This window comes from Pseudoalteromonas sp. SG41-2 (genome assembly GCF_014164535.1).
GTDB classification, from domain to species: domain Bacteria; phylum Pseudomonadota; class Gammaproteobacteria; order Enterobacterales; family Alteromonadaceae; genus Pseudoalteromonas; species Pseudoalteromonas rhizosphaerae.
The window spans coordinates 135,954-158,564 of record NZ_JACJFK010000003.1 but is presented as its reverse complement, the minus strand read 5'-3'; the positions used below and the strand labels follow the sequence as shown (position 1 = coordinate 158,564).

General features: G+C 41.2%; 24 protein-coding genes and 1 pseudogene. 10 read left to right on the top strand and 15 right to left on the bottom strand.

What is annotated here, in order from left to right:
- Positions 1 to 2: 2 nt before the first annotated feature.
- The 8 genes from H5186_RS03525 to H5186_RS03490 all read right to left on the bottom strand — a co-directional run bounded on the left by H5186_RS03525 (position 3) and on the right by H5186_RS03490 (position 5,146).
- The gene (locus tag H5186_RS03525; RefSeq protein WP_145235274.1) at positions 3 to 641 is read right to left on the bottom strand and encodes a protein-L-isoaspartate(D-aspartate) O-methyltransferase; all 639 of its coding nucleotides are present in this window, start codon (positions 639 to 641) and stop codon (positions 3 to 5) included.
- Positions 631 to 1,395 (bottom strand): 5'/3'-nucleotidase SurE, encoded by a 765-nt coding sequence (gene surE / locus H5186_RS03520; protein WP_145235272.1) that lies wholly within the window; start codon positions 1,393 to 1,395, stop codon positions 631 to 633. The genes H5186_RS03525 and surE overlap by 11 nt, the downstream gene beginning before the upstream one ends.
- Positions 1,376 to 2,425 (bottom strand): tRNA pseudouridine(13) synthase TruD, encoded by a 1,050-nt coding sequence (gene truD / locus H5186_RS03515; RefSeq protein ID WP_182794133.1) that lies wholly within the window; start codon positions 2,423 to 2,425, stop codon positions 1,376 to 1,378. Before truD ends, surE begins: the two co-directional genes overlap by 20 nt.
- The gene (gene ispF / locus H5186_RS03510; RefSeq protein ID WP_182761387.1) at positions 2,422 to 2,904 is read right to left on the bottom strand and encodes a 2-C-methyl-D-erythritol 2,4-cyclodiphosphate synthase; all 483 of its coding nucleotides are present in this window, start codon (positions 2,902 to 2,904) and stop codon (positions 2,422 to 2,424) included. The genes truD and ispF overlap by 4 nt, the downstream gene beginning before the upstream one ends.
- Positions 2,901 to 3,602 (bottom strand): 2-C-methyl-D-erythritol 4-phosphate cytidylyltransferase, encoded by a 702-nt coding sequence (ispD, locus tag H5186_RS03505; protein WP_182761388.1) that lies wholly within the window; start codon positions 3,600 to 3,602, stop codon positions 2,901 to 2,903. Before ispD ends, ispF begins: the two co-directional genes overlap by 4 nt.
- Positions 3,592 to 3,882 (bottom strand): cell division protein FtsB, encoded by a 291-nt coding sequence (gene ftsB / locus H5186_RS03500; RefSeq protein ID WP_145235264.1) that lies wholly within the window; start codon positions 3,880 to 3,882, stop codon positions 3,592 to 3,594. The genes ispD and ftsB overlap by 11 nt, the downstream gene beginning before the upstream one ends.
- A 61-nt stretch (positions 3,883 to 3,943) precedes the next feature.
- Positions 3,944 to 4,573: a hypothetical protein gene (locus H5186_RS03495; protein ID WP_182731534.1), complete on the bottom strand. Its 630-nt coding sequence runs from the start codon at positions 4,571 to 4,573 to the stop codon at positions 3,944 to 3,946.
- 90 nt (positions 4,574 to 4,663) lie between these two features.
- Complete coding sequence (locus H5186_RS03490; protein ID WP_182761389.1) at positions 4,664 to 5,146, bottom strand: DUF2947 domain-containing protein; 483 nt, start codon at positions 5,144 to 5,146, stop codon at positions 4,664 to 4,666.
- Between the two features lie 60 nt (positions 5,147 to 5,206).
- Here H5186_RS03490 and H5186_RS03485 point away from each other — a divergent pair, with 60 nt between their 5' ends.
- The 4 genes from H5186_RS03485 (at position 5,207) to H5186_RS03470 (ending at position 8,742) form a co-directional block, all read left to right on the top strand.
- Positions 5,207 to 5,446, top strand: coding sequence for a DUF1653 domain-containing protein (locus tag H5186_RS03485; RefSeq protein ID WP_182767256.1), 240 nt, complete (start codon positions 5,207 to 5,209; stop codon positions 5,444 to 5,446).
- 51 nt (positions 5,447 to 5,497) lie between these two features.
- Complete coding sequence (locus H5186_RS03480; RefSeq protein ID WP_182731547.1) at positions 5,498 to 6,346, top strand: MoxR family ATPase; 849 nt, start codon at positions 5,498 to 5,500, stop codon at positions 6,344 to 6,346.
- Position 6,347: 1 nt separating this feature from the next.
- Positions 6,348 to 7,535, top strand: a complete 1,188-nt coding sequence (locus H5186_RS03475) for a VWA domain-containing protein (RefSeq protein ID WP_182794132.1) — start codon at positions 6,348 to 6,350, stop codon at positions 7,533 to 7,535.
- Positions 7,536 to 7,728: 193 nt separating this feature from the next.
- Entirely contained in the window at positions 7,729 to 8,742 is a 1,014-nt protein-coding gene (locus tag H5186_RS03470; RefSeq protein WP_182794131.1) for a hypothetical protein, read from the top strand.
- 85 nt (positions 8,743 to 8,827) lie between these two features.
- On the opposite strand, the pseudogene H5186_RS03465 reads toward H5186_RS03470, so the two are convergent.
- Both H5186_RS03465 and H5186_RS03460 read right to left on the bottom strand, forming a co-directional pair.
- Positions 8,828 to 9,085: pseudogene (locus tag H5186_RS03465) on the bottom strand (helix-turn-helix domain-containing protein); the annotation flags it as partial.
- A 242-nt stretch (positions 9,086 to 9,327) separates the two neighbouring features.
- Positions 9,328 to 9,852, bottom strand: coding sequence for a Spy/CpxP family protein refolding chaperone (locus H5186_RS03460; protein ID WP_182717194.1), 525 nt, complete (start codon positions 9,850 to 9,852; stop codon positions 9,328 to 9,330).
- 172 nt (positions 9,853 to 10,024) lie between these two features.
- Between H5186_RS03460 and H5186_RS03455 the strand changes: the two genes are divergently transcribed.
- The 3 genes from H5186_RS03455 to H5186_RS03445 are packed head-to-tail and all read left to right on the top strand — an operon-like array spanning position 10,025 to position 13,063.
- Entirely contained in the window at positions 10,025 to 10,714 is a 690-nt protein-coding gene (locus H5186_RS03455) for a response regulator (protein ID WP_149982148.1), read from the top strand.
- On the top strand, positions 10,692 to 12,107 hold the full coding sequence (locus H5186_RS03450) for an ATP-binding protein (RefSeq protein ID WP_182739740.1): 1,416 nt from the start codon (positions 10,692 to 10,694) through the stop codon (positions 12,105 to 12,107). The genes H5186_RS03455 and H5186_RS03450 overlap by 23 nt, the downstream gene beginning before the upstream one ends.
- Before the next feature lie 11 nt (positions 12,108 to 12,118).
- A complete protein-coding gene (locus tag H5186_RS03445; protein WP_182794151.1) occupies positions 12,119 to 13,063 on the top strand; it encodes an alpha/beta fold hydrolase in 945 nt (314 codons plus the stop codon).
- On the opposite strand, the gene H5186_RS03440 is transcribed toward H5186_RS03445, so the two are convergent.
- On the bottom strand, positions 13,039 to 13,950 hold the full coding sequence (locus H5186_RS03440) for a cation diffusion facilitator family transporter (protein WP_149982150.1): 912 nt from the start codon (positions 13,948 to 13,950) through the stop codon (positions 13,039 to 13,041). The genes H5186_RS03445 and H5186_RS03440 overlap by 25 nt on opposite strands.
- Before the next feature lie 108 nt (positions 13,951 to 14,058).
- Here H5186_RS03440 and trmL point away from each other — a divergent pair, with 108 nt between their 5' ends.
- Together trmL and H5186_RS03430 are read left to right on the top strand one after the other, a co-directional pair.
- Entirely contained in the window at positions 14,059 to 14,523 is a 465-nt protein-coding gene (trmL, locus tag H5186_RS03435; protein WP_149982151.1) for a tRNA (uridine(34)/cytosine(34)/5-carboxymethylaminomethyluridine(34)-2'-O)-methyltransferase TrmL, read from the top strand.
- A 162-nt stretch (positions 14,524 to 14,685) separates the two neighbouring features.
- Entirely contained in the window at positions 14,686 to 18,531 is a 3,846-nt protein-coding gene (locus H5186_RS03430) for an EAL domain-containing protein (protein WP_182794130.1), read from the top strand.
- Positions 18,532 to 18,604: 73 nt separating this feature from the next.
- Here the strand turns inward: H5186_RS03430 and gpsA are convergent, their stop codons facing one another.
- The 4 genes from gpsA to H5186_RS03410 are packed head-to-tail and all read right to left on the bottom strand — an operon-like array spanning position 18,605 to position 20,863.
- Positions 18,605 to 19,612: an NAD(P)H-dependent glycerol-3-phosphate dehydrogenase gene (gpsA, locus tag H5186_RS03425; RefSeq protein WP_145235238.1), complete on the bottom strand. Its 1,008-nt coding sequence runs from the start codon at positions 19,610 to 19,612 to the stop codon at positions 18,605 to 18,607.
- A 3-nt stretch (positions 19,613 to 19,615) separates the two neighbouring features.
- Complete coding sequence (gene secB / locus H5186_RS03420) at positions 19,616 to 20,104, bottom strand: protein-export chaperone SecB (RefSeq protein ID WP_145235236.1); 489 nt, start codon at positions 20,102 to 20,104, stop codon at positions 19,616 to 19,618.
- A gap of 38 nt (positions 20,105 to 20,142) precedes the next feature.
- A complete protein-coding gene (gene grxC, locus H5186_RS03415) occupies positions 20,143 to 20,400 on the bottom strand; it encodes a glutaredoxin 3 (RefSeq protein ID WP_145235234.1) in 258 nt (85 codons plus the stop codon).
- A 31-nt stretch (positions 20,401 to 20,431) separates the two neighbouring features.
- Positions 20,432 to 20,863 carry a rhodanese-like domain-containing protein gene (locus H5186_RS03410; protein WP_149982153.1) on the bottom strand — a complete coding sequence of 144 codons (432 nt, stop codon included), beginning with the start codon at positions 20,861 to 20,863 and terminating at the stop codon, positions 20,432 to 20,434.
- A 200-nt stretch (positions 20,864 to 21,063) separates the two neighbouring features.
- On the opposite strand from H5186_RS03410, the gene gpmM reads away from it, so the two are divergent.
- On the top strand, positions 21,064 to 22,608 hold the full coding sequence (gene gpmM, locus H5186_RS03405) for a 2,3-bisphosphoglycerate-independent phosphoglycerate mutase (RefSeq protein WP_182739742.1): 1,545 nt from the start codon (positions 21,064 to 21,066) through the stop codon (positions 22,606 to 22,608).
- Positions 22,609 to 22,611: the final 3 nt, after the last annotated feature.

Sequence of the window (22,611 nt, the reverse complement as noted above, 5' to 3'; positions counted from 1 at the left end):
TCCTATTCAATGTCGCCAGGGACTAAAGGTACAAATCTAACTGGCGCAATAACATGTTGAGTAAATTTTTCGCCTTCGCGCACAACCATAACCAGTTGTTGATCTTCATTACCGATTGGCGCAATCATCACCCCACCATCACTGAGTTGATCAAGTAATGCCTGCGGGACTTGCGATGCAGCGGCGGTTACAATGATGCCATCAAACGGCGCTTGTGACTGCCAGCCTTGCCAACCATCGCCATGTTTCATGGAAACGTTGTATAAGTCTAGGTTATGTAAACGGCGCTTAGCCTGCCATTGTAACGCTTTAATTCGTTCTACCGAAAATACTTTTGAAAAGGTTTTCGCCAGCACCGCTGTTTGATAGCCTGAACCCGTGCCTATCTCAAGTACTTTATCGCGCACGCCAGCCAAACGCAGTAACTCGGTCATACGGGCAACAATATATGGCTGTGAAATTGTTTGTCCTTGACCTATTGGCAACGCCGTATTTTGATACGCTTTATGCTTAAGTACATCATCAACAAATACATGACGTGGAATATCAGCAATAGCGCTGAGTACCAATTTATCTTCAACACCTTCACGCTGTAATAGGTCAGCGAGCGCACGGGCACTTCGAGTATAATTAGCCAGCACCGTTGATCTCCATTGTTTTAAGCCACTCACCAACCGCAGCCAAACTATCTTTCGCAGTCATATCAACACTTAGTGGCGTAACCGATGCATAGCCATTATTGATAGCATAAAAGTCTGTACCTTCTCCGGCATCACTTTCGGCACCTAAAACCCCATACCAATAAATGTCTCGTCCCCATGGATCTTGTTGTTTAGTCATGGTTTCTGCTTTATGACGCGCACCTAAACGCGTTACTTGCACGCCTTTTAGCTCAGATAACGGAATATCTGGCACATTAATGTTGATGATTTGATCTTTTGGCAATGGATGTGACGCCAGCTCTTTAATTATGCTGACAGTCACCGCTGCTGCCGTTTCAAAATGATTGCCTTCTTTTGAGCACAAAGACACCGCCACTGCGGGCAAGCCTAAATGACGTCCTTCGGTTGCTGCTGCAACAGTCCCTGAGTACAAAGTATCGTCACCTAAATTCGCGCCATGATTAATGCCAGCCACAACTAAATCGGGCTTTTCATTAAGTAATTCATTCACGCCCAAATGTACACAATCAGTGGGCGTACCATTGACCGAAATAAACCCGTTATCTAGCGTGGTAGCACGCAGTGGATTAAGTAGCGTCAGTGAGTTACTTGCGCCACTGCAATTGCGATCAGGTGCAACTAACGTTACGTCTGCAATTTGCGTCAATGCCTGATACAACACTGCAATACCTTTTGCATTAACACCATCATCGTTACTTAGAAGAATTTTCATTTTCAGCGTCCTGTTCTTTATGTACTCGTGGGCTTGCATCTGTGTAATCCACCAGCTCACGTAACAATGCCGTGGCAAAGGTGCCTTTGGGTAAACCAAAGCTCAATTTAATGGTAGTTTCATCAATCGTTTCAACGGTTAAATCTTGTGGGATCAAACGCAACATTCTGCGCTCATTTTTCAGCCCTAACTTACCAAGCCCTTCACACCAATCTTGATACGGCTCTAGCCATATTTTTTCTTGTTCGGTGAGACCTTTTTCGCTAGTGCCGACCAATGGCGCAGACATCATAATATCGCCAGAGGCAAGACGAGCGATATTTTCATCGCTAATGGCATCTTCAAAAAATGCATTGCTACCACTGAGCATAAACACTTCACGGTTCATGGTTTTAGCTAAGCCGTGCTCAGCAACACGCAAATTCACTATTTGATTAAACACATAAGAACGTGCAGCAGAGATAATTAAACCACGTAGTTTTTTGTCACGAATGCGCTCACCGGCAAACATCTTTTTAGCCATCACTAAATTATGACCATCGTGACCAAAGCGTTGTTCGCCAAAATAGTTAGGCACCCCGGCGCGTACCGCGTTGATACGACAAAGAATGTCTAACGGCTGAGTTACATTACGCAGAATAATGCTGAATTTATTACCTTTGTGGCAGCCAGTCCGCAGCTTACGATTATGCCGTTGCTGAGCAATGATAAACAGTGATTCACTGTTTAGCTCAGTAAAATCAATGTCTTTTTTAATGGGTACTGGCACACTAAACCACTGACTACATACTCCGTGGCGATCTTTCATACCAGCGAAGCTGACATCACGTGGCGAAATCCCCGCTTTTTGGGCAAGTAATTTAGCAACGTATTGGGTATTTTCGCCTTTTTTAACGACCTGTAAACAGACGTGTTCACCACTGCCGGTAAATTCGATGCCTAAGTCTTCGTCCACCATAAAATCTTCAGCAGTGGTTTTAAAATCAGCTTTAGATAGTGGTGCACCGTATAAATAATTTAACTCGCTCATAGTGATTGCTTGCTCATGATAACCACTGCATGACTTGAAATACCTTCTTTTCGCCCTTCAAAACCGAGCTTTTCAGTGGTTGTTGCTTTGACATTTACCTGGTCCAGTTCAGCATTTAAATCAGCGGCTAAATTCTTACGCATGGCTTGAATATGCGGCAGCATTTTTGGCGCTTGCGCTACTATCGTTACATCCGCATTACCCAGTACATAGCCTTGCTGCTTAGCTAAATCAACAACATGGCGTAATAAAATACGGCTATCTATATTCTCATATTCAATGGCGGTATCAGGAAAGTGCTTGCCAATATCGCCCATTGCTAATGAGCCTAAAATAGCATCGCATAGTGCATGGATCGCAACATCACCATCAGAGTGCGCTAAAAAGCCTTGTGGGTAAGCAATCTTTTCACCACAAATAGTTAACGGGCCTTCGCCACCAAATTTATGGACATCGAAGCCATGGCCTATACGAATCATGATGCATTCTCACTGTGTTGTTTTTGGAGTAAAAAGTTGGCTAAATCTAAATCTTCTGGAGTGGTTATTTTAATATTATCGCTACGCCCAGCCACTAGCTTTACGGGCTTATTCGCCCATTCTATTGCCGATGCTTCGTCGGTGATCGTAACCTGCTGAGCAAGCGCAGTTTGCAATGCCTGCGTTAAATCGTGGTACTTAAATAATTGCGGGGTCAACGCCTGCCATAAGTCATCCCGTGGCACTGTTTGTTGGCTATGAGTTGCACCGCGCTTAATGGTATCTTTCACTTTGCTTGCTAATATACCGCCCTCATCAGCGTTAATACATTCACTAAGTAAGCACTCAATATCAGCCAGCGTAACCAGTGGCCTTGCCGCATCATGCACTAACACCCAATCAGGCGGGTTATCTGCAAGCGCTAATAAGCCATTAAGTACCGAGTCTGCTCGCTCTTTGCCGCCACTTGCACGGACAATGCGCTGATCAATAAACTCCAGCGCAGCAAAATAAGGATCATCATCGCTGACGGCTACTACAATAGTCGTTAACTGTTTGAGTTGCGCTAGTTTAGCAAGTGTATGTTCAAGAATTGTTTTACCAGCCAAGCGAATGTATTGCTTCGGTGCGCTATGTTGCATTCGGCTTCCCACGCCAGCGGCTGGGACTATGGCTGCAAGGGTATAATTAGTTGTCATTTTGTTGCTGCCCAGGTAAAACACGAATAAATGTTTCGCCGGGTTTGATCATCCCTAATTCATTTCGAGCGCGCTCTTCCACACCTTCTTGACCAAGCTTTAAATCTTCAATATCGGCTTTAAGCACTTTATTACGTTTGATCAATTGAGCATTAGTATCGTGATGTGAAGTAACAGCAGCTTTTAAACGACTATAATCTTGTACACCGTTGTGGCCAAACCATAATCGATATTGTACAAATAACGCTAAGCACAGCAGCGTGAATTGAAACAGTCGCATTAAACACTCCTTGATTTTACTCTACCAGTACAAATTTATAATGCGATTAAGGCTACTGGTATTATATTTTTTTAACTCGAACATGGGGACGTTTTAAATTACGCCAATTGATATTGCCTGCTAGCAGCATTTCTCTCAGTGATAACGTTCGCGGTGTAGTGCGTTTATCAAAAGACCACTGATGGCCACAACAAGCAGCGGCCATTGTTGCCTTTGTGGGCTTTAATAACACCACCGACTGCCCTTCAAGCGGCTGACCTTGGCAGTCAAACCAACCATGCTCATTACAATGAAGTTTATTGTCGCTTACTTGGTCGATGCTGTCTATTGCAACACGGGTTTGATTTGCGCTATTGAGTAAAAGCGGAACAATTAAACCTACATTTTTATGTGTTTGATAAAAATCATCATTATTTTTTGCGTTGGGAGGCTGAGCTTTTTGCTTATCAAGCCAACAGCCATTGTGCGGATCTAACTGAAAAGGAACTTGACCATTTACCACGGCCGTTGCTGCGCGTTCTATATAATAAGGAAGACTTTTTAATCGCTTGCGTAAACGCTGTTCATTAACTTCAACAACTAATTGACCTATTTCCCGCGCATAAAAAGCATTGCACAACTGTGCATATAGCACACGTTGTGTATCTGATTGCCAAATATCGACTTGTTGAAAGGGGTCGCTTGCAGCCAACGATCATACTCTAAAACATCTAGTTGCTTGTTTTATAGCACAGTATTGACTGCTTTTTAAGCTCTGCTCTTTACAAAAGCAAAGCTCAGGTTACTTAACTTGTGACTTTATACCTAATTTAGCATCGCCAGTTTCTAAAAACTGCACTACTTCATCACGTTTCTTACCTAATAACAGACTACCATCAGCTAAAAACATAAAATTTTGCCAATTGCGTTTAAACACATCAAAGCTGGTTTCGATAATATTATCGCGGGCGATACAAAAATACACTGTAGTATTAGCCTGCCAACCTAAGTGCGCAAGGATCTCCGCTGGCAATTGCTCAGCGCCGGCTTCCCATGCTGCTTCCCAGTGAATAATTTGCGAGAAATTGTCTTCGTTACCACACCAGTCTGTTTTTTCAAAAAAATCAGGATGGTCATGTTCACGGCTCACCATGGTGCTCCATAAAACAGCGGCACGCTCATGGCTCATAGGTTTAATTAAGGCAAGGTCTTGTTCTGTTACTGGCGCATCTTTATGACGAAAAACCCACGCTTTTTTGTAATCATCTAACGAAATATAGTTCATAGTATTGGCAAATTAGTTAGCATTAAAAGTGCAAAGACAAATTATACAAGAGATCAAAACATGACTACAGCAATAAAACCACATACCCTCAAATCAGGCATATACCAACACTACAAAGGCCCAAAGTACAAAGTTCTGTACGTCGCCACTCACAGTGAAACAGACGAACAATTAGTTATTTACCAAGCCTTGTATGGTGAGTTTGGCATTTGGGCAAGACCGCTTAGTATGTTTAGCGAAACGATTGAAAAAGACGGCCAAATTATTCCACGCTTTAGCTACCTTGGTGAAGCCGATTAACTATGGCATGATAGGCATATTGTTTACTGCTCAGACCAGATAGGTATTTACGTGCAATTTAATTCTACTGATAACTACATCGCAAGTTCAGCGTTAAAACAAGCGGTTAATGCGGCTATTTTGCTGGAAAAGCCACTTTTGATCAAAGGCGAGCCCGGCACAGGTAAAACCATGCTGGCTGAGGAGTTGGCTAAAAGCTTAGACACCACACTTATCCAATGGCATATCAAATCGACCACTAAAGCGCAGCAAGGCTTATATGAATACGATGCGGTATCACGCCTTCGCGACAGCCAATTAGGTGATGCCCGGGTAAACGACATTGGCAACTATATTATTAAAGGCAAGTTGTGGCAGGCATTTACCTATGGTGAAGAACATAACAAACGCCCGGTATTATTAATTGATGAAATAGACAAAGCCGACATCGAATTCCCGAACGACTTACTATTAGAACTCGATAAAATGGAATTTCATGTTTATGAAACCGGTGAGCGTGTAATCGCAAAACAACGCCCTATTGTGATCATCACCTCAAACAACGAAAAAGAACTGCCCGATGCCTTTTTACGCCGTTGTTTTTTCCATTACATTGATTTTCCATCTAGTGACGAAATGCAGCAAATTATCGATGTTCACCACCCACACGTAAAACAAGATTTAGTTCGCCAAGCACTGGAAGTATTTTTTAATCTACGTGAAGTCAACGGCATTAAGAAAAAGCCTTCCACCAGCGAGTTACTTGATTGGTTAAAACTGCTTATGGCTGAAGACATCGATGCAAAAACTCTGCATGACAAAACTCAAAAAGGCGGTTTAATGCCAATGTTTGGCGCACTACTTAAAAATGAGCAAGATATCAGCTTAATTGAAAAACTTGCCTTTATGAGTCGCCGTTAAGATGTTGATTGCGTTTTTCTTCAAACTGCGTGAATACCGTTTACCTGTTAGTTTGCGCGAGCTGCTTGATTTGATCAACGCGCTAAAAAAAGGCGCGGTATTTGCCGATGTTGACGGATTTTATTATTTAGCCCGTACCATTATAGTTAAAGACGAAACCCACTTTGACAGGTTTGATAAAGCCTTTGCTGATTACTTTAGCGGCATTGCCGATCTGGACTTACTCGAAAGCTTAAAACAGCAGCACAACTTACCTGAAGATTGGCTGCGCAAAGAGTTTGAAAAACACCTAACCGATGAAGAAAAAGCCCAGCTTAAAGCCATGGGCGGCCTTGATGAGCTAATGAAAACCCTCAAAGAGCGCCTAGAAGAACAACAAAAACGCCACGCTGGTGGCAATAAATGGGTAGGCACCGGTGGTACATCGCCATTTGGCGCGTATGGCTATAACCCTGAGGGCGTAAGGATTGGTCAAGACGGCAACCGCAATCGCCAAGCGGTAAAAGTATGGGATAAACGCGAATACCGTAACCTAGATTCTGACCGTGAAATTGGCTCACGCACTATTAAGCTCGCCCTTAAAAAACTGCGCAAGTTTGCTCGCACTGGCGCCAGTGACACCCTCGACTTAAACGAGACCATTCGCGCTACCGCCAAGCAAGGCGGCATGCTGGATGTAAAAATGACACCAGAGCGCCACAATGCGGTAAAAGTATTGATGCTGTTTGATATTGGCGGCTCAATGGATGATTACATTCACACCTGTGAAGAATTATTTAGCGCCGCGCATAGCGAGTTTAAACACTTAGAATTTTACTACTTCCATAACTGTTTATACGAACACGTATGGCAAGATAATCAACGCCGCCACTCTAACGTCATCGACACCATGACGCTAATCAATAAGTTCACCAGTGACTATAAAGTGATCTTTGTTGGCGACGCCACTATGGGCCCGTATGAAATTGCCTATGCCGGCGGCTCAGTGGAACACTACAACGAAGAGCCCGGCAGCGCCTGGCTTAATCGCATCACTAATCATTTTGATAAAGTCGCGTGGCTCAACCCACAACCGGTTGAACACTGGCGTTACTATCAATCAATTGATTTTATAAAGCAGCTAATGGATAACCGCATGTACCCGCTAAGCTTAGATGGGATCAGTAGAGCGATTAAAGAGCTGAGTTAATTTATTAATTTGGATTTGACTTCCCATAGTTTACTAGACACTTAATGAGTTAGATTGTAACTTCCAATAACAGGTGTTTTATGAGCAAAGACAAACAATATACCCACGAATTTAAAGCGGGTGTTTTGCTAAGCCTAATATCAATGAACACTAACTCAATGCTTTTCCCACGCTAATAATAAAGGGATTTAATATGATAGAACCTACTATTTGCGATCTTAAATTTCGTAAACTCTATAAAGGTTTATTGAAGAAGAACTCACTGAATAACTTGGAAAAAACATCCTCGATAATTAAGTCAACTTACTCTCATGCTACAGTAGAAGAAATTACAGTCGGACGATTTATAGATATTAAAGGATATAAAGTTACTATAGGAAACAGAACGGCTTTTCTTCCCATTGGAAAATCAAGAGACCTTAAAAAAAATAAACTCAATGGGTTATCATTTCTTAGAAATGAATTTTTTAAAATTGGTATTGTTCTGCCAACGTTAATCTCTAATGGTGATCAAGAAATGCTTCTAAAAGCATTATCTGAAAACCAAGATAACAATATAAATGAAAAAATAATTACCGATTTTTTCAAAGGTACTTTAGGGTTACCTGAACTTTTAACAAGCACATACTCAACCAACAAACATATTTCTAAGTACATTGAAATATTAGGAGAGTCGCTTAAAGCTTACCACTTAGGACTATTTAAAGTTGCAGTGATTTCATTATTACCATGTATAGAAGGTGTAATTAGGGATCTTGGCGTAAAAGCTTCATCTGTTTCTTCCAAGGAATTAGTGGAAAATCTCATCAAGCTTCAGCGCTATTATATTAAGCACTATATTTTTAATTCATGCAATTATGTCCCTCAAGATTTTCTAGATATAAAATTCCATGACACTTATGATGAATGCATCCAAGTGATTGAATCTTTGAGGTGGTTTTTAGAAAAATCTTTATACCAACATACTAATGCATTTAATGAATCTCATAGCCTAAATAGGCATTCAATATTGCACGCCCTGAAGCCTGAAAGTAACTACGGTACAGAAAGTAATTTTTTTAGATTGATTAATATATTAAATTCATTATATTTTTGCTCAGTTTTTAGCTGTGAAAATGGAAGCTCATTTCACCCCTCTCGTACAGCGCAATCAGAAAAGTTGGAATCAAAATATTTACTCTATTCAAGTTTTAAACATTTAATATGATGGGGTGTGGCGTCTCTCTTTTTACCATTCGAAATAAATCAAACTTGTCTAAATGTCTCATTTACTTGAATGAGCTTCATGAAGCCTACAACTCAGCTATATGATTTAAAGTCTCAGGATAACGCTGCACTAGTTTTAGTAAAGTAATTGCTTGACCATTAGGTGCGCTGCGGCCTTGCTCCCAGTTTTCAAGGGTTCTTGCTGAGGTATGTAATAGGTTTGCAAATACGCCGCGTGACATATTAAATGTTTCTCGGATATTGACTATTTCATCGGGTGAAATGGCGGGCTTATTTGCATCATTCATAGCATAAGTGAGTAAGGTTAGCTTGTCTTGTGCATGCGCTTAAATGTACGCAAATTACTTACACTTATTAAGTTAGCACTATGACGCGATATAAACCTGCTACCAGTGTGTAGCCGCAGGTTTACCCCGTCAAATATATAATTTAGACGTTGGATAAAACTCAGCTGCAGAGCAAACTCTGTCGCGATATAAAATCGCTGCCACATGGCTCGTTAAAAAAGAAAAGCGCGGGATCTCTCCCGCGCTTCATTTTTCGCTTTAGTAATTTTGGTAATTACTTAGCTTGCCGTTTGTTCGTCACGGCTGCGTTTTTTGTCACCTTTTTTACGCATGTGCTTTTTAATTTCTTGGTACTTTTCACGTTGTTCAGCATTTAATACTTGCCATACTTGATGCTGCGTTTTTAGGTTAATTAAGCCAAATTGCTCGCCTTTGCTTTGGCGCTGCGCTAATAACTCTTTCGCTGCGGCTTCATCAAAGGTTGGCATATCTAACAATGCTTGCATTTGTGCCTTATGGGCAGCACGCTCTTGCTTCATGGCCTGTTTATCGTTGCCACGTAGCGCTTTAAACTGTGCTTTTTGCGCATCAAAAATGCTTTTTAACTGAGTTTGTTGTTGCTCAGTTAAATCAAGCTTTTTAACGCCACGCTCAGAGAGTAAAAAGCGCGCTTGTTTGTGCTGTTGAGAATGGCCTGGTTTATGATCCATGCCCTCTTTTGCTATTACGGCACCAGTGCCTAATGTTGCTGTCGCTAATCCACAAATTAATACTAGTTTAGAAACTTTACTTGAAATAGTCATAATCATTACCTTTGAGTTGCTTGTAACTTAGTGTCTGTTCAGTTGTTATATTCACTATAACTAACCAAGTGCAAAGCAACGCAAAGCAATGTAAAGGTTGTGTAAAGGTTCACTTTTAAGTGCGTTAAGGCGTAAAATGAAGTTATTCCAGCGTGGTTAAGGTGAGCAAATAATGAAGCTATTAATGATTGATGATGATACCGGTTTATGTGAGTTACTCTCAGAGTACTTAACTGCGCAAGGTTTTCAAATAGAATGTGCCCATGATGGCGAACAAGGCTTAAAACAAGCGCTTGAGCAAGAGTATGCATTAATTTTACTCGATGTTATGTTACCAAAACTAGATGGCTTTGAAGTATTAAAACAGCTTAGGCAAACAAAATTAACGCCGGTGATCATGCTAACCGCCAAAGGTGAAGACTTTGACCGTATTTTTGGTCTTGAACTAGGCGCTGATGATTACATTCCTAAACCATTTAATCATCGTGAATTACTCGCACGGGTTAAAGCGATTACTCGTCGTATTGAACATATTACTAGCCTAGCAAATACCAGCAGTAATAAGTTAACCGTTAATAATATTGTTATAAATTTAGCTGCCCGCGAAGCGTATGTAGATGAACACCCGCTAAGCCTAACCGGTACTGAATATGAAGTACTTGCCTTACTGGTTAAACATGCAGGTGAAGTGGTCAGTAAAGAGCAAATAAGTGAAGAGGTGCTCGGTAGACGCCTAGCCTCTTTTGATCGCTCAATTGATATGCATGTGAGTAATATTCGTAAAAAAATTGCCGAGTTCAACAATGCAGAACGAATAAAAACCATGCGAGGGACTGGTTATGTCTTTATCCAAGGGGAGTAATAAAACTCGGTTTTCTTGGCTAAAACATCCTCAGCACTTTTTATTTTTCAAAATTTTTGTGTGGTTTTGGCTAACAGTAATAGGCACCATAACTGCATTGGTGTTTTTAAGTAACATTGCGACCAATCAAGTCAGTTATGAGAACTTACAAGGGCCCATGCAGAAAAACTTGCAATACACGGCCAAAGGCATCGAACGTATGGTAGTCAAACATAATAAATCGATTGCCGAAATTTTAACTCATCCGCGGCTTGCAAAACAAAAGTTACTATATTTAAATTCAGATCAGCCAGATCACTCGCTCAGTAGCAGAGTACCATCAAGTGAGATTGATTTAAGTTTACTTAATTTCACTAAAAACATGCCGCCACAAATTATTTTTACCGAGTATTATCAAGCATTCGGACCGATAAAAATAAACCTTCCTGAGGGGCAATTTTACCTATACGAAATTGATGAGAATCATCAACCACCTTTTTTTATACGGTTAAAGCTGATGCCGATTTGGCTAAAAGTGATCATTGCTTTACTGGCTTCATTAACTTTAAGTTTTATATTTAGTCGTAACCTAATTGCACCTATTAATCACTTAAAGCAAGCTGCAATTAAGCTCTCTGACGGCGATTTAACCGCGCGCGCTGAAATTGATCCAAACAGGCAAGATGAACTGGGCGTACTTGGCCGTGACTTTAATAGTATGGCAACTCAGTTAGAGCAACTGATTTCTGCACAAAAGCGCTTATTGGCTGATATATCTCACGAGTTGCGTTCCCCCCTAACTCGCCTTAAAATGGCTACGGGTCTTGCGCAAATGCAGACCCCAGAAGAAAACCAAACCTATTTATTACGCATTGAAAAAGAAGCAAATCAGCTCGATAAAATGATCGCTGATGTGCTGCAAGTATCGCGCTTAGAGGCGAAAAGTCAGGCGCTATCGCTGCATCAACAATCCTTACAGATCATTATTGATCATGTTTTGAATGATGCGCAATTTGAAGCTAAACAGACCAATAAGCAATTAATTATAAATGGTCAACTCAATGTTGATATTTATTGTGACGAGAGTCTCATTGCCAGTGCGCTAGAGAATGTTTTACGCAACGCAATAAAATATGCAGAGCAAACAATCACCCTAACATTGAGTTTAAGTGATGCTATTTATATAGAGATCAGCGATGATGGCCCGGGCGTCGAACCGCAAAATTTAGCCAAATTATGTGAGCCATTTTTTCGCCAATCTGATGCACGAGACAGAACTAGCGGCGGTACAGGACTTGGCTTAGCAATTGCTAAAAATGCAATTGCCGCCCATTCTGGCAGTTTAACGCTGCATAATAAACAACCAAGTGGGTTATGTGTGCGTATCGCCTTACCTCTGGATAAACAAAAATAATCATGGCCATTATGTTTTACAGCACAGAACAAAACTTACTTACCCAACAACCTGAGATCACAGAGTTTTTTCAACAGCAGTTGCACAAAGCGCTGCTGACTACTGATAACGGCGATTTATATTATGGCTACGTGATACCTGAGCATGCCAAGGCCGCTATTGTTATTTGCTCTGGACGCATTGAAGGATTAGATAAATACCAAGAGCTAATCTGGGAGTTATACAAAAATAACTATGCGGTGTTTATTATTGATCATCAAGGCCAAGGCCGTTCTTATCGCGCTTTAGCCAACCCTCATAAAGGTTTTGTTAATAAATTTAGTGATTATGCTGATGATTTAGCACTGTTTGACCGTTTAATTGTCAGTAAACTCTACCAAGGCAAAAAGGTCATCCTCGGGCATTCAATGGGCGGCGCGATTGCTTTTGATTTCCTAACCCGGTTTGAACATAACTACAGTGGGGTATTTTTGTCTTCGCCCATGTTTGATATTTTCACTAAAGGAATTCCCAAACCAGTTGCTAAACTTGCCGCTCGTATTGCCTGTTTATTTGGTTTTAATAAACACTATGCATTTGGCCAAGCAGATTATCTGCCTATTGCTTTTACACAGAACGACCTAACCAGTAGCGAAACTCGCTATGATTTATTTAGACAGACCTACCAAACGGATAGCGCGCTACAATTAGGCGGGGTGACTTACGGCTGGTTGAATGAAGCTTTTGGTTTTATGACAACTCTTGAAAAACAAAAGCTATTGATTCCACTTTTTGTAGCCAGTGCTGAGCACGATACTGTGGTTGATAACCAAGCCCAATTAGCCTTAGTTCACCGTCAAAGTAATGCTATTTTACAAACATTTGCGAATGCTAAGCACGAGTTACTATTTGAACAAGACACCATTCGCAAAGCTGTGCTTAGCCGTTTTTATCAGTTTTGTGATTCATTAACTTGAGCGCGGCTATGGCTCAATGACATTGGATCTTGATGGATCAAAATATCCATTTCACAATTAAATTCTTGTTGGATCATCGCCACTACTTCATCTGCTACATAATGAGCACGGATCAAGGGGAGTTGATCTTCAAGCTCTAAATGCATTTGAATAAACTTAATTTTACCACCTTGTCGCGTGCGTACATCGTGTACGCCAAATACATCGTTATGACTGTTAGCGATTGATATGATACTGGCTTTTTCGTCCTCAGGTAGCTCTTTATCCATTAAATGGTCAGCGCTTTGCCTAGCAATATCCCAACTGTTATAAAGCAAATAACCTGCCACGCCAATGGCAAAAATAGGATCCGCGTACAGCATGTCATTTTGCGCAAGCAGTATGGCCAGCAGTACTGCTGCATTTAAAATTATATCGCCTTTGTAATGCACAGAGTCTGCTTTAACTGCAATGGACTCGGTATGCTTAATGACTTGAGTTTGTACATAAACCACCACTAAGGTGCAAGCAATCGCAAATAGACTAACCCATACCCCGAGCATTGAATGATTTAGTACCACAGGATTAAATAATCGTTCAATGCCATGAAACGCCAATAAACAGCCAGAGCCTGCAATAAATGCCGCTTGCCCTAAACCCGCCAAGGCTTCAGCTTTACCATGGCCAAAACGATGATCGTCATCAGCTGGGCGCAGTGCATAAAAGAGCACCATAAAACTCATTGCTGAAGCGGTAATATCCATCAATGAGTCGGTAAGTGATCCGAGCATAGACGCAGAGCCAGACGCAAGCCATGCCCAACATTTAGCAGCAATCATTAAACTCACCATCACCATAGTGACCACACTTGCTGTTTTTACCCAAAACTCATAACTGCGCTGATGCACGTTTTTGCCTATGCTTAAAGTGTTTACTTAAAATGAGTATATCATTTTTTTTATCTGTTTCGTGTATACTCTCGAACGTCAAAATGTAGATCACCAATAAGGCTCGTTATGCTTGATATCGTTTTATACCAACCTGAAATTCCACCTAACACAGGGAATATTATTCGCCTGTGTGCAAATACGGGCTATGCTTTGCATTTAATCGAGCCTTTGGGCTTTGAGTGGGACGATAAGCGCGTGAAAAGAGCTGGCCTTGATTACCATGAATTTAGCCATGTGCAACGCCATCCATCATTTGCAGCTTACTTAGAAAAATGCCAACCTAAAAAAGTATATGCATGTACCACTAAAGGCAGTCAGTTTCACCATCAAGCAAGTTATGAAGCGGGTGATTGTTTAGTGTTTGGCCCAGAAACCCGTGGCTTACCAGATGATATAATTCAATCACTACCTAATGAACAACGCGTGCGTATTCCTATGCAAGCTAACAGTAGAAGCATGAACTTATCTAACGCAGTGGCTGTTTTTGTTTATGAATCATGGCGTCAGTTAGGCTTTCCTAACGCGCAGTAAGTGATATTAAAATGCGCCTATACCATTGGGCGCTTTCTCCTCTAATTATCTTTAAAATTTAGCACCGCCTAGCGCAATAAATTTGCCTTGCGTGGATTCGCATTATTTCTATTCCTACACTATTCTAAATAAGTTCTTTTTAAACTGATTCAACGGATTGTAATGCGTTTTATCCTTCAAACATGCTGTTTTATTAGTATGTTATCTACTGTAAATGTAAACGCGAGTGTAGCTGAATTAAATGCGAATGAGCTTTCGCTACCCGCCATTAATGACTTTACTCAAGACCCGAGTAATGCGTTTTGGCTCGCAACTAATAAAGGGCTGTTTAACTACGACTCGGTGCACCTTTTTAGTGGCCAAGCACCGCCTTTTTCATCATTTGCGAATCAAGCCATTTTACAAGTAGCGACTTATAAATCCTGGTTATTAATTAACACTGAGCAAGGGCTGAGTTTAATCAACTTAATTAACAACCAGTTAATTCAACTAACCGCAACACCGCTAAAACAGCCGATATTAACCACCGAGCTCGGCTTTTACTTTCTGTACCAAGGTCAGATCCACACTATAAAAGACGAAAAACTCCATTCCCCATTCGCCTTTTCAGAGCAAATCGTCGAACTCGCATTGGGATTTAACAACAGCCTATGGCTACATTCAGGTAGTAATTTAGTTAGTCACTTTGATTTAGCAAGTAATGCAATTACAGCTCAGCTCATCGTCCCCGCGCCTATCGCGCAGTTAAGTCCAAGTCAAACCTCAGCAGCGATCCTTATCAATACCAATAACGACCAACATTACCTGTTTAACAACACGCACTCTATGCAAGAAATAAAACTCCAGCATGCGCATGTTCAACAACTAAATTACTTTGATGATCAGCTCTATTATTTGCATAAAAATCGCGCTTATAAACATGATTTAACGACCAAAAACACTAATCCTTTGTTTTATAGTGCTCCTGCACGCTTTTTATCAATTAAACAAAACAACCAACAACTGTGGCTGCAAACTGCCACTAAAAGCTGGCTAAAGCTCCCTGCAATGCAAATTATCACAACCCCTATCACCGATAATCCTGCTCCGCGTATGCAGCAATACTTTGACATGTTGGAGCAGTTAGGTAATTTTACACAACATAAAAAAATTATTACCATCGCTTATCTGCGCGAAGACAAATGGGCTGTTGCAACCGACACTGGTTTATATTTATACAGTGCCCGCAACCTCACTTTTGATTTATTAATAAAGGATCAAGTTGCTGCGCTGCATTCAACTGCCCCAACAACACTGTGGGTAGCAACCAAAAAGCAATTAATAAAATATGATTTTGCGACGCAGCAACAAAGCCAAACACTACCAATTAGTAACATTAATGCTTTAACATCCCTTAATGACGAGCAATATCTCGCAAGTGATGGTGAGCAATTATTTTATATTGCTAAACAACAGCTCACCGCCCTTGAGCTTGAAACTGAAGCCCTCGGGCAGATCAATGCTATGTATTATCAACGCAACTCTTCAAGGCTTTGGCTTGCGACAAGTAACGGCTTATGGCAGAGCCAATGGCAAGCACCTGAAAATTCTCAGCAAATAACACTTGAGATAAATTTTGATAAAGTAAGTACATTTAACACCACAGCCATTTACGAAGCACCACAAAATGCTTTGTGGATAGTTGATTCTCAAGCGATAAAACTCTACAAACCCAGCACTAACCTATGGGTTGAAAATGCCACTCATAGTATTGCCGCTTATATTGATGATTCTATTAGTTATGAGCAACTTCCAAAATCACTCTTTAGCGTTAGCTACCGTGATAAAATAATGTTGTTTGCGCCAACGGGTAATACTTTATTAGAAGTGCATTCAACACAAGTACCACCTCAAAACAGCTCTTTTTTAATCAGTCATCTGACTTTACACTATCAAGAGCAAGACCAAGACTATTACCACTTAGCAACCAACGCAGTAAATACCAGCCAACCGCTAAAAGGCATCTCTGTTTGGTTTAGCAGTAATGGCCTCTTACCTATGCAGCTCAATTACCGACTCGATCCCAATGGCGATTGGCTAGCACTGCCGAATGCTCAGACCATGCTGTCTCTGGCTAGTAATGCAAAGAATATTTATCTTGAAGTTAAAAACCTTAATCAAGTAAATAACGAGCCGTTAGTGTTAATGATTAAACAAACGGCTTTTGCCTTCCCTCACTGGATCAACCACCTCGTTTTAGCGGCTATTTTTGCTATTTTACTGCTGTTAATTGTTTATAGATTAAAAAGTGGTGCTAAGCATAATTTGGTCAACGCGTTAATGACGCAATCAAAAGATGCCATTTGGATCGCCAATGAGCAGTTTCAAATCACGAACATAAACCAAGCATTTACAACTATTTGTGGCTTTACTCTTGCTGATGTAGTGGGTAAAAAACCAAAAGCATTTACTGTAAACGGTCGCGATAAAAAATTAGAAAGCCTCATTTATAATGATCTAGAGGTTGATGGTTATTGGTCTGGTGAAATTTGGAATGTGCGTAAAGACGGGCAACCCTATGCCTTAGATTTATCGATAACCAAAGTAAAAACCCCTAACCTACGTACTAGTAGCGCGCATTATATTGGGTTATTTTCAGATGTAACTGCACGTAAGAATAATGAACGTGCGATGCTTAAATTAACCACTCGAGATTCTGTCACTGGGCTTTCCAATCGCACTATTTTTATTGAATCTGTAAATAAGGCAATTGCCAGCTGTAATAACAACTTCCCTAATTTACTGATTATTTTTATAGATTTAGACAATTTTAATAAAATTAACGAATCCCTTGGTCACGCAATCGGTGATGAACTATTAAAAGAAGTTGCGGGCAGACTCACTCGTAATCTTGATTCTGGTTATACCTTGGCCCGCTTAGGGGGAGATGAATTTGCTATACTCGTACCGCCCTATTTATATTCAGGCATGTCCGTCTTTTTCGCCAAAAAACTGGCCGATAATATCCTTAAACAATTCCAAACACCGTTTATGCTTGAGGGTATAGAGAGCTTTATTTCTGCCTGTTGTGGTATCGCCGGGTACCCAGAAAACGGTTATAACAGCGAAGCACTGATGCGCAGCGCCAATAGTGCGCTCAATCACGCTAAAAAGATGGGTCATAATAATTACCAATTTTTTGATAAATCTAAACACACAATTGATATGAATGAACTTAGTAAAGAAAGCGCACTTTTTCGGGCTATCGAACATCAGGATTTTCAATTATTTTACCAAGTAAAATATAACGCAGATAAAGATCAAATACATGGTTTTGAAGCCTTAGTGCGTTGGCCGCAAGTTGATGGCAGCATCATTAGCCCGGCTGAATTTATCCCTCTTGCAGAACAAAATGGCGCAATTATTCCACTCACTTTATTGCTAATGAAGCAGCTATTTAAACAACTAGAGTTATGGCGTAATGAAGGAGTAAGTTTTGGTAAAGTGGCAATTAATATTTCGGCTCTGCACTTTCAGCAAAGTAGTTTAGTCGAAACCCTCACTGAGTGTTTAACAAACTATGATGTGCCTGCACGCTGTGTTGAGTTAGAAATAACCGAAAGTGCCATGATGGATAACCCTGAATTTGCCCAACAGCAAATGAACCGCTTAAAAGCACTTGGCTTTACCATTGCGCTGGATGACTTTGGTACTGGTCATTCATCATTGGGTTATTTAAAACGTTTTCCAATCGATACTTTAAAAATTGATCGCTCTTTTATTAAAGATATTGTCGATAGTGAGCAGGATCGTAATATTACCGCGACAATTATTCGCCTCGCTAAATACTTACATATCGATGTTGTTGCCGAAGGAGTTGAAACTAAAGAGCAGGCTTATATGCTGCATGTTATGGGCTGTAATACGATGCAAGGCTATTATTATAGTCGTCCGCTTTGTGCTGAAAAGGTAGCTACTTATCTCGAAAAAAACAATCTGAGAAAACAATCTAATTTGATGAATGACTAAGTACCTTGTTAGTTATAAGATTAACTACCAGCGTTTATACAAACCCATAAACGCTGGCAGCTACAAGGCACTGTTACTCTGATTTTTGCTCGCGACCTAATAAAGCCATCGCGGCTTCTTTCACGTCTTTATTTTCATAAAGTACCTGATAGATTTGCTCAGTGATCGGCATTTCGATACCAGTACGTTGTGCAAGTAAATAGACTTCTTTGGTGTTGCGATAACCTTCGACCACTTGACCAATTGATGCTATCGCCTGCTCTACCTTTTCACCTTTACCCAGTGCTAAACCAAAACGACGGTTACGAGACTGATTATCGGTGCACGTTAGGATCAAATCTCCCAGCCCAGCCATGCCCATAAAGGTTTCTGACTTAGCACCAAGCGCGCAGCCTAACCGGCATAACTCAGCTAAACCACGGGTGATCAATGCTGTCCGCGCATTAGCACCAAAACCAAAGCCGTCAGACATACCAGCGCCAATCGCAATCACATTTTTAACCGCGCCACCGAGCTGAATACCAATAAAATCATTATTGTTATAGACCCTAAATGAGCGACCACAATGCAATAGTTCAGCTAACTGTTTTGCAAAGGCTGTTGATGTTGACGACACTGAAATTGCAGTAGGTAAACCCATCGCCATTTCTTTAGCAAATGTAGGGCCTGATACGACCGCAAGTGGCACATCATCACCTAATTCTTGCTGTGCAACCTCTTGCAAAAGTCGGCCTGTATCTGGTTCAAGCCCTTTGGTGGCCCATGCAACTTGTGCCCCTTCAAGTAATGAAGGCTTAATTTGCTGTAGCGTATCGCCAAATGCATGACTTGGCACAACAACCAAGATCACTTGGCTTGCAGTTACTGCGGTGTGTAAGTCGGCTTCAAGGTGTAAAGTGTCAGGAAAAGTGACATCAGGTAGGTAACGTTGATTTTTCCGCTCAGCTGCAAGCGTGGCAACGTCATCGCTATTGCGACCCCAAAGTGTCACTTGGTGACCGTTTCGGGCTAAACAAATAGCAAGGGCGGTGCCATAAGACCCCGCCCCTAATACAGTAACAGCTGAATTGGCTGTACTCATAAGTTATGCGTCTGCAGTTGCCTGTTCAGCTTGCGCTGCACGTTGCTGCATGTATTGAGCAAATAACGCATCAAAGTTCACAGGTGCAAGGTTAAGCTGTGGGAATGTACCACGGTTAACTAAGTTAGATACCGCTTCACGTGCGTACGGGAACAATACGTTCGGGCAGAATGCGCCAAGCATGTGTGCAAGTTGTACTTCTTCAACTTCAGCGATAGTGAAAATACCCGCTTGTTGAATTTCACATAAAAAAGCCGTTTCTTCACCGATAGAAGCTGTAACAGTCAGTGCTAATACTACTTCAAACACGCCTTCGTCTAATTTATTAGAACGTGTATCAAGGTCAAGCTTAACTTCTGGTGTCCATTCTTTTTGGAAAATAGCAGGTGAATTAGGCGTTTCAAAAGACACGTCTTTTGTGTAAATACGTTGAATCGTAAATTGTGCGCCAGTTTCTTCTTGTGCTGCTACGTTCTGATTTTCTTCGTTCATGATAATTCCTAACTTTTAATCGTTTTTATAATAAATGCTTAAGCGTTTAACTTAGCGTCAAGTTTGCCTTGGGCTTCAATCGCCATCATGTCGTCACAACCGCCGATATGCTCATCATTAATAAAAATTTGCGGTACTGTGCTCGCGCCACCTGCTTTGGCAATCATTTCATCACGTAACTCAGGCTGTACACCAATGTCGATATTTGTAAATTGCACACCTTTATTTGTTAGCAACGCTAAAGCACGCTGACAAAAAGGGCAATACGCTTTGGTATAAAGAACAACATTACTCATAACAATTCCTCTATCGGCCTAACTAACTTAATTAGCGACCTGTTGTCGTTGGTAGACCAGCACTTTGCCATGCACCCATACCACCAGATAAAACATAAACCGATTCAAAACCAGCTTTATGCATAGCAGTTGCGATACCTGAGGCTGTCATGCCTGTGGTACATACCAATATAATGGGTTTACTCTTAGACTTTTCAAGGCTTGAGAAGTCAGATTGTTTCGCTTTTTCAGGGCTAATATGCTCAGCGCCTGCTATACGGCCATTATTAAATTCTTTTTGTGCACGTATATCTACAACGACACCGTCTTCACGGTTAATTAATAACGTTAATTGTTGCGGATTTATTTGACGAATTGCTGAAAACTTACTTTTAAACCAGCCGCCCACGATGAGTGCAACTAAAGCAACCCAAGCTAAACTTAATATCGGATGATTACCGACAAATTCAATATATTGATCCATGCGTCTTCCACTATGAAAATTGTCCCGCGCCTGTAGCACTGGGGTTAAACGTAAGGGCAATGCCCTAGCCACGCAAGTATACGTGCTTGATTAGAAATTACCAGAGAGTGAAATATTTTAATATGTCCCTTTGATTGCTGATCATAACCACAAAACACGGTATGCTAAGGCTAAGCAGGAGCTAATTTTCAGGAACAAAAATGACACAACATAAAAAACCTCTCGTATTAATGATTTTAGATGGTTGGGGATACCGTGAAGATACCCAAAGCAACGCAATTTTAGCGGCAAATACCCCTGTTTTAGACGAACTTTGGGCAACTCGCCCGCACACCCTAATTTCTGCATCAGGTTTAGATGTTGGTCTTCCTGATGGGCAAATGGGCAACTCAGAAGTAGGCCACGTCAACTTAGGTGCTGGCCGAGTGGTTTATCAAGATTTCACCCGTATCACTAAAGCAATAAACGACGGTGAGTTTGCACATAATCCAACACTAGTTGAAAACATTGATAAAGCAGTGAATGCCGATAAAGCGGTGCATTTAATGGGTTTATTAAGCCCAGGTGGTGTGCATAGTCATGAAGATCATATTGTAGCTGCAATTGAATTAGCTGCAGCGCGCGGTGCTAAAGAAGTGTACTTTCATGCATTTTTAGATGGCCGAGACACTCCACCACGTAGCGCAAAAGCGTCAATTGAACGTATTGAAGCACTGTTTAGCAAATTAAACTGTGGTCGCTTAGCATCGATCATTGGCCGCTACTATGCAATGGACCGCGATAATCGCTGGAACCGAGTAGAGCAAGCCTACGACCTAATGGTCAGTGGGATCGCACAACATAGCTACGAAAATGGTGTTGATGCATTAGCTGCGGCTTACGAACGTGATGAAAACGATGAGTTTGTTGCTGCAACTACCATAGCAGCACAAGGCCAAGACGCAGTACAAATTAATGACGGTGATACGGTTATTTTCTTAAACTTTAGAGCCGACCGTGCTCGTGAAATGACCCGCGCATTTGTTGATAAAGACTTTGACGGTTTCGCCAAGAAAAAAGCCCCCGCACTAAGCGGCTTTGTTATGTTGACCGAATACGCAGCAGACATCGACGCACCAGCAGCTTTTGCCACAGTCCCTTTGACTAATGTATTGGGTGAATGGTTTGAAAAACACCATAAAACACAGCTACGTATTTCTGAAACCGAAAAATATGCACATGTGACGTTTTTCTTCAGTGGCGGACGTGAAGATGAATTTGAAGGTGAAACCCGCGAGCTGATCCCATCACCACAAGTTGCGACTTACGATTTACAACCTGAAATGAATTCAGAAATGCTCACCGATAAACTCGTCGAAGCGATTAAAAGCGGTAAATACGATGCAATTATTTGTAACTATCCAAATGGCGATATGGTCGGTCACTCAGGTGTATTTGAAGCCGCAGTAAAAGCCTGTGAAGCAGTCGATCATTGTATTGGTCGTGTTGTTGCTGCCCTTGAAGAATTTGGTGGTGAAGCATTAATTACAGCTGATCACGGCAATGCTGAACAAATGGCTAACCTTAAAACTGGCCAAGCGCATACCGCACACACCAGTGAACCGGTTCATTTCATTTATGTTGGTCGTGATGCAACACCAAGCGAAGGCAAAGCCCTCAGTGATGTTGCGCCAACCATGTTGCACCTAATGGGCATGGAACAACCAAGCGAGATGACTGGCACACCAATCATGACATTGAAATAAACC

What these genes read in the sequence shown, in the direction of transcription:
- gpmM (WP_182739742.1), top strand. Translation starts at nt 21,064, where the DNA reads ATGACACAACATAAAAAACCTCTCGTATTAATGATTTTAGATGGTTGG.
- ispD (WP_182761388.1), bottom strand. Translation starts at nt 3,602, where the DNA reads ATGACAACTAATTATACCCTTGCAGCCATAGTCCCAGCCGCTGGCGTG.
- H5186_RS03460 (WP_182717194.1), bottom strand. Translation starts at nt 9,852, where the DNA reads ATGACTATTTCAAGTAAAGTTTCTAAACTAGTATTAATTTGTGGATTA.
- ftsB (WP_145235264.1), bottom strand. Translation starts at nt 3,882, where the DNA reads ATGCGACTGTTTCAATTCACGCTGCTGTGCTTAGCGTTATTTGTACAA.
- surE (WP_145235272.1), bottom strand. Translation starts at nt 1,395, where the DNA reads ATGAAAATTCTTCTAAGTAACGATGATGGTGTTAATGCAAAAGGTATT.
- H5186_RS03475 (WP_182794132.1), top strand. Translation starts at nt 6,348, where the DNA reads ATGTTGATTGCGTTTTTCTTCAAACTGCGTGAATACCGTTTACCTGTT.
- H5186_RS03470 (WP_182794131.1), top strand. Translation starts at nt 7,729, where the DNA reads ATGATAGAACCTACTATTTGCGATCTTAAATTTCGTAAACTCTATAAA.
- truD (WP_182794133.1), bottom strand. Translation starts at nt 2,425, where the DNA reads ATGAGCGAGTTAAATTATTTATACGGTGCACCACTATCTAAAGCTGAT.
- gpsA (WP_145235238.1), bottom strand. Translation starts at nt 19,612, where the DNA reads ATGAGTACAGCCAATTCAGCTGTTACTGTATTAGGGGCGGGGTCTTAT.
- H5186_RS03430 (WP_182794130.1), top strand. Translation starts at nt 14,686, where the DNA reads ATGCGTTTTATCCTTCAAACATGCTGTTTTATTAGTATGTTATCTACT.
- H5186_RS03450 (WP_182739740.1), top strand. Translation starts at nt 10,692, where the DNA reads ATGTCTTTATCCAAGGGGAGTAATAAAACTCGGTTTTCTTGGCTAAAA.
- trmL (WP_149982151.1), top strand. Translation starts at nt 14,059, where the DNA reads ATGCTTGATATCGTTTTATACCAACCTGAAATTCCACCTAACACAGGG.
- H5186_RS03485 (WP_182767256.1), top strand. Translation starts at nt 5,207, where the DNA reads ATGACTACAGCAATAAAACCACATACCCTCAAATCAGGCATATACCAA.
- H5186_RS03455 (WP_149982148.1), top strand. Translation starts at nt 10,025, where the DNA reads ATGAAGCTATTAATGATTGATGATGATACCGGTTTATGTGAGTTACTC.
- grxC (WP_145235234.1), bottom strand. Translation starts at nt 20,400, where the DNA reads ATGAGTAATGTTGTTCTTTATACCAAAGCGTATTGCCCTTTTTGTCAG.
- secB (WP_145235236.1), bottom strand. Translation starts at nt 20,104, where the DNA reads ATGAACGAAGAAAATCAGAACGTAGCAGCACAAGAAGAAACTGGCGCA.
- H5186_RS03490 (WP_182761389.1), bottom strand. Translation starts at nt 5,146, where the DNA reads ATGAACTATATTTCGTTAGATGATTACAAAAAAGCGTGGGTTTTTCGT.
- ispF (WP_182761387.1), bottom strand. Translation starts at nt 2,904, where the DNA reads ATGATTCGTATAGGCCATGGCTTCGATGTCCATAAATTTGGTGGCGAA.
- H5186_RS03410 (WP_149982153.1), bottom strand. Translation starts at nt 20,863, where the DNA reads ATGGATCAATATATTGAATTTGTCGGTAATCATCCGATATTAAGTTTA.
- H5186_RS03445 (WP_182794151.1), top strand. Translation starts at nt 12,119, where the DNA reads ATGTTTTACAGCACAGAACAAAACTTACTTACCCAACAACCTGAGATC.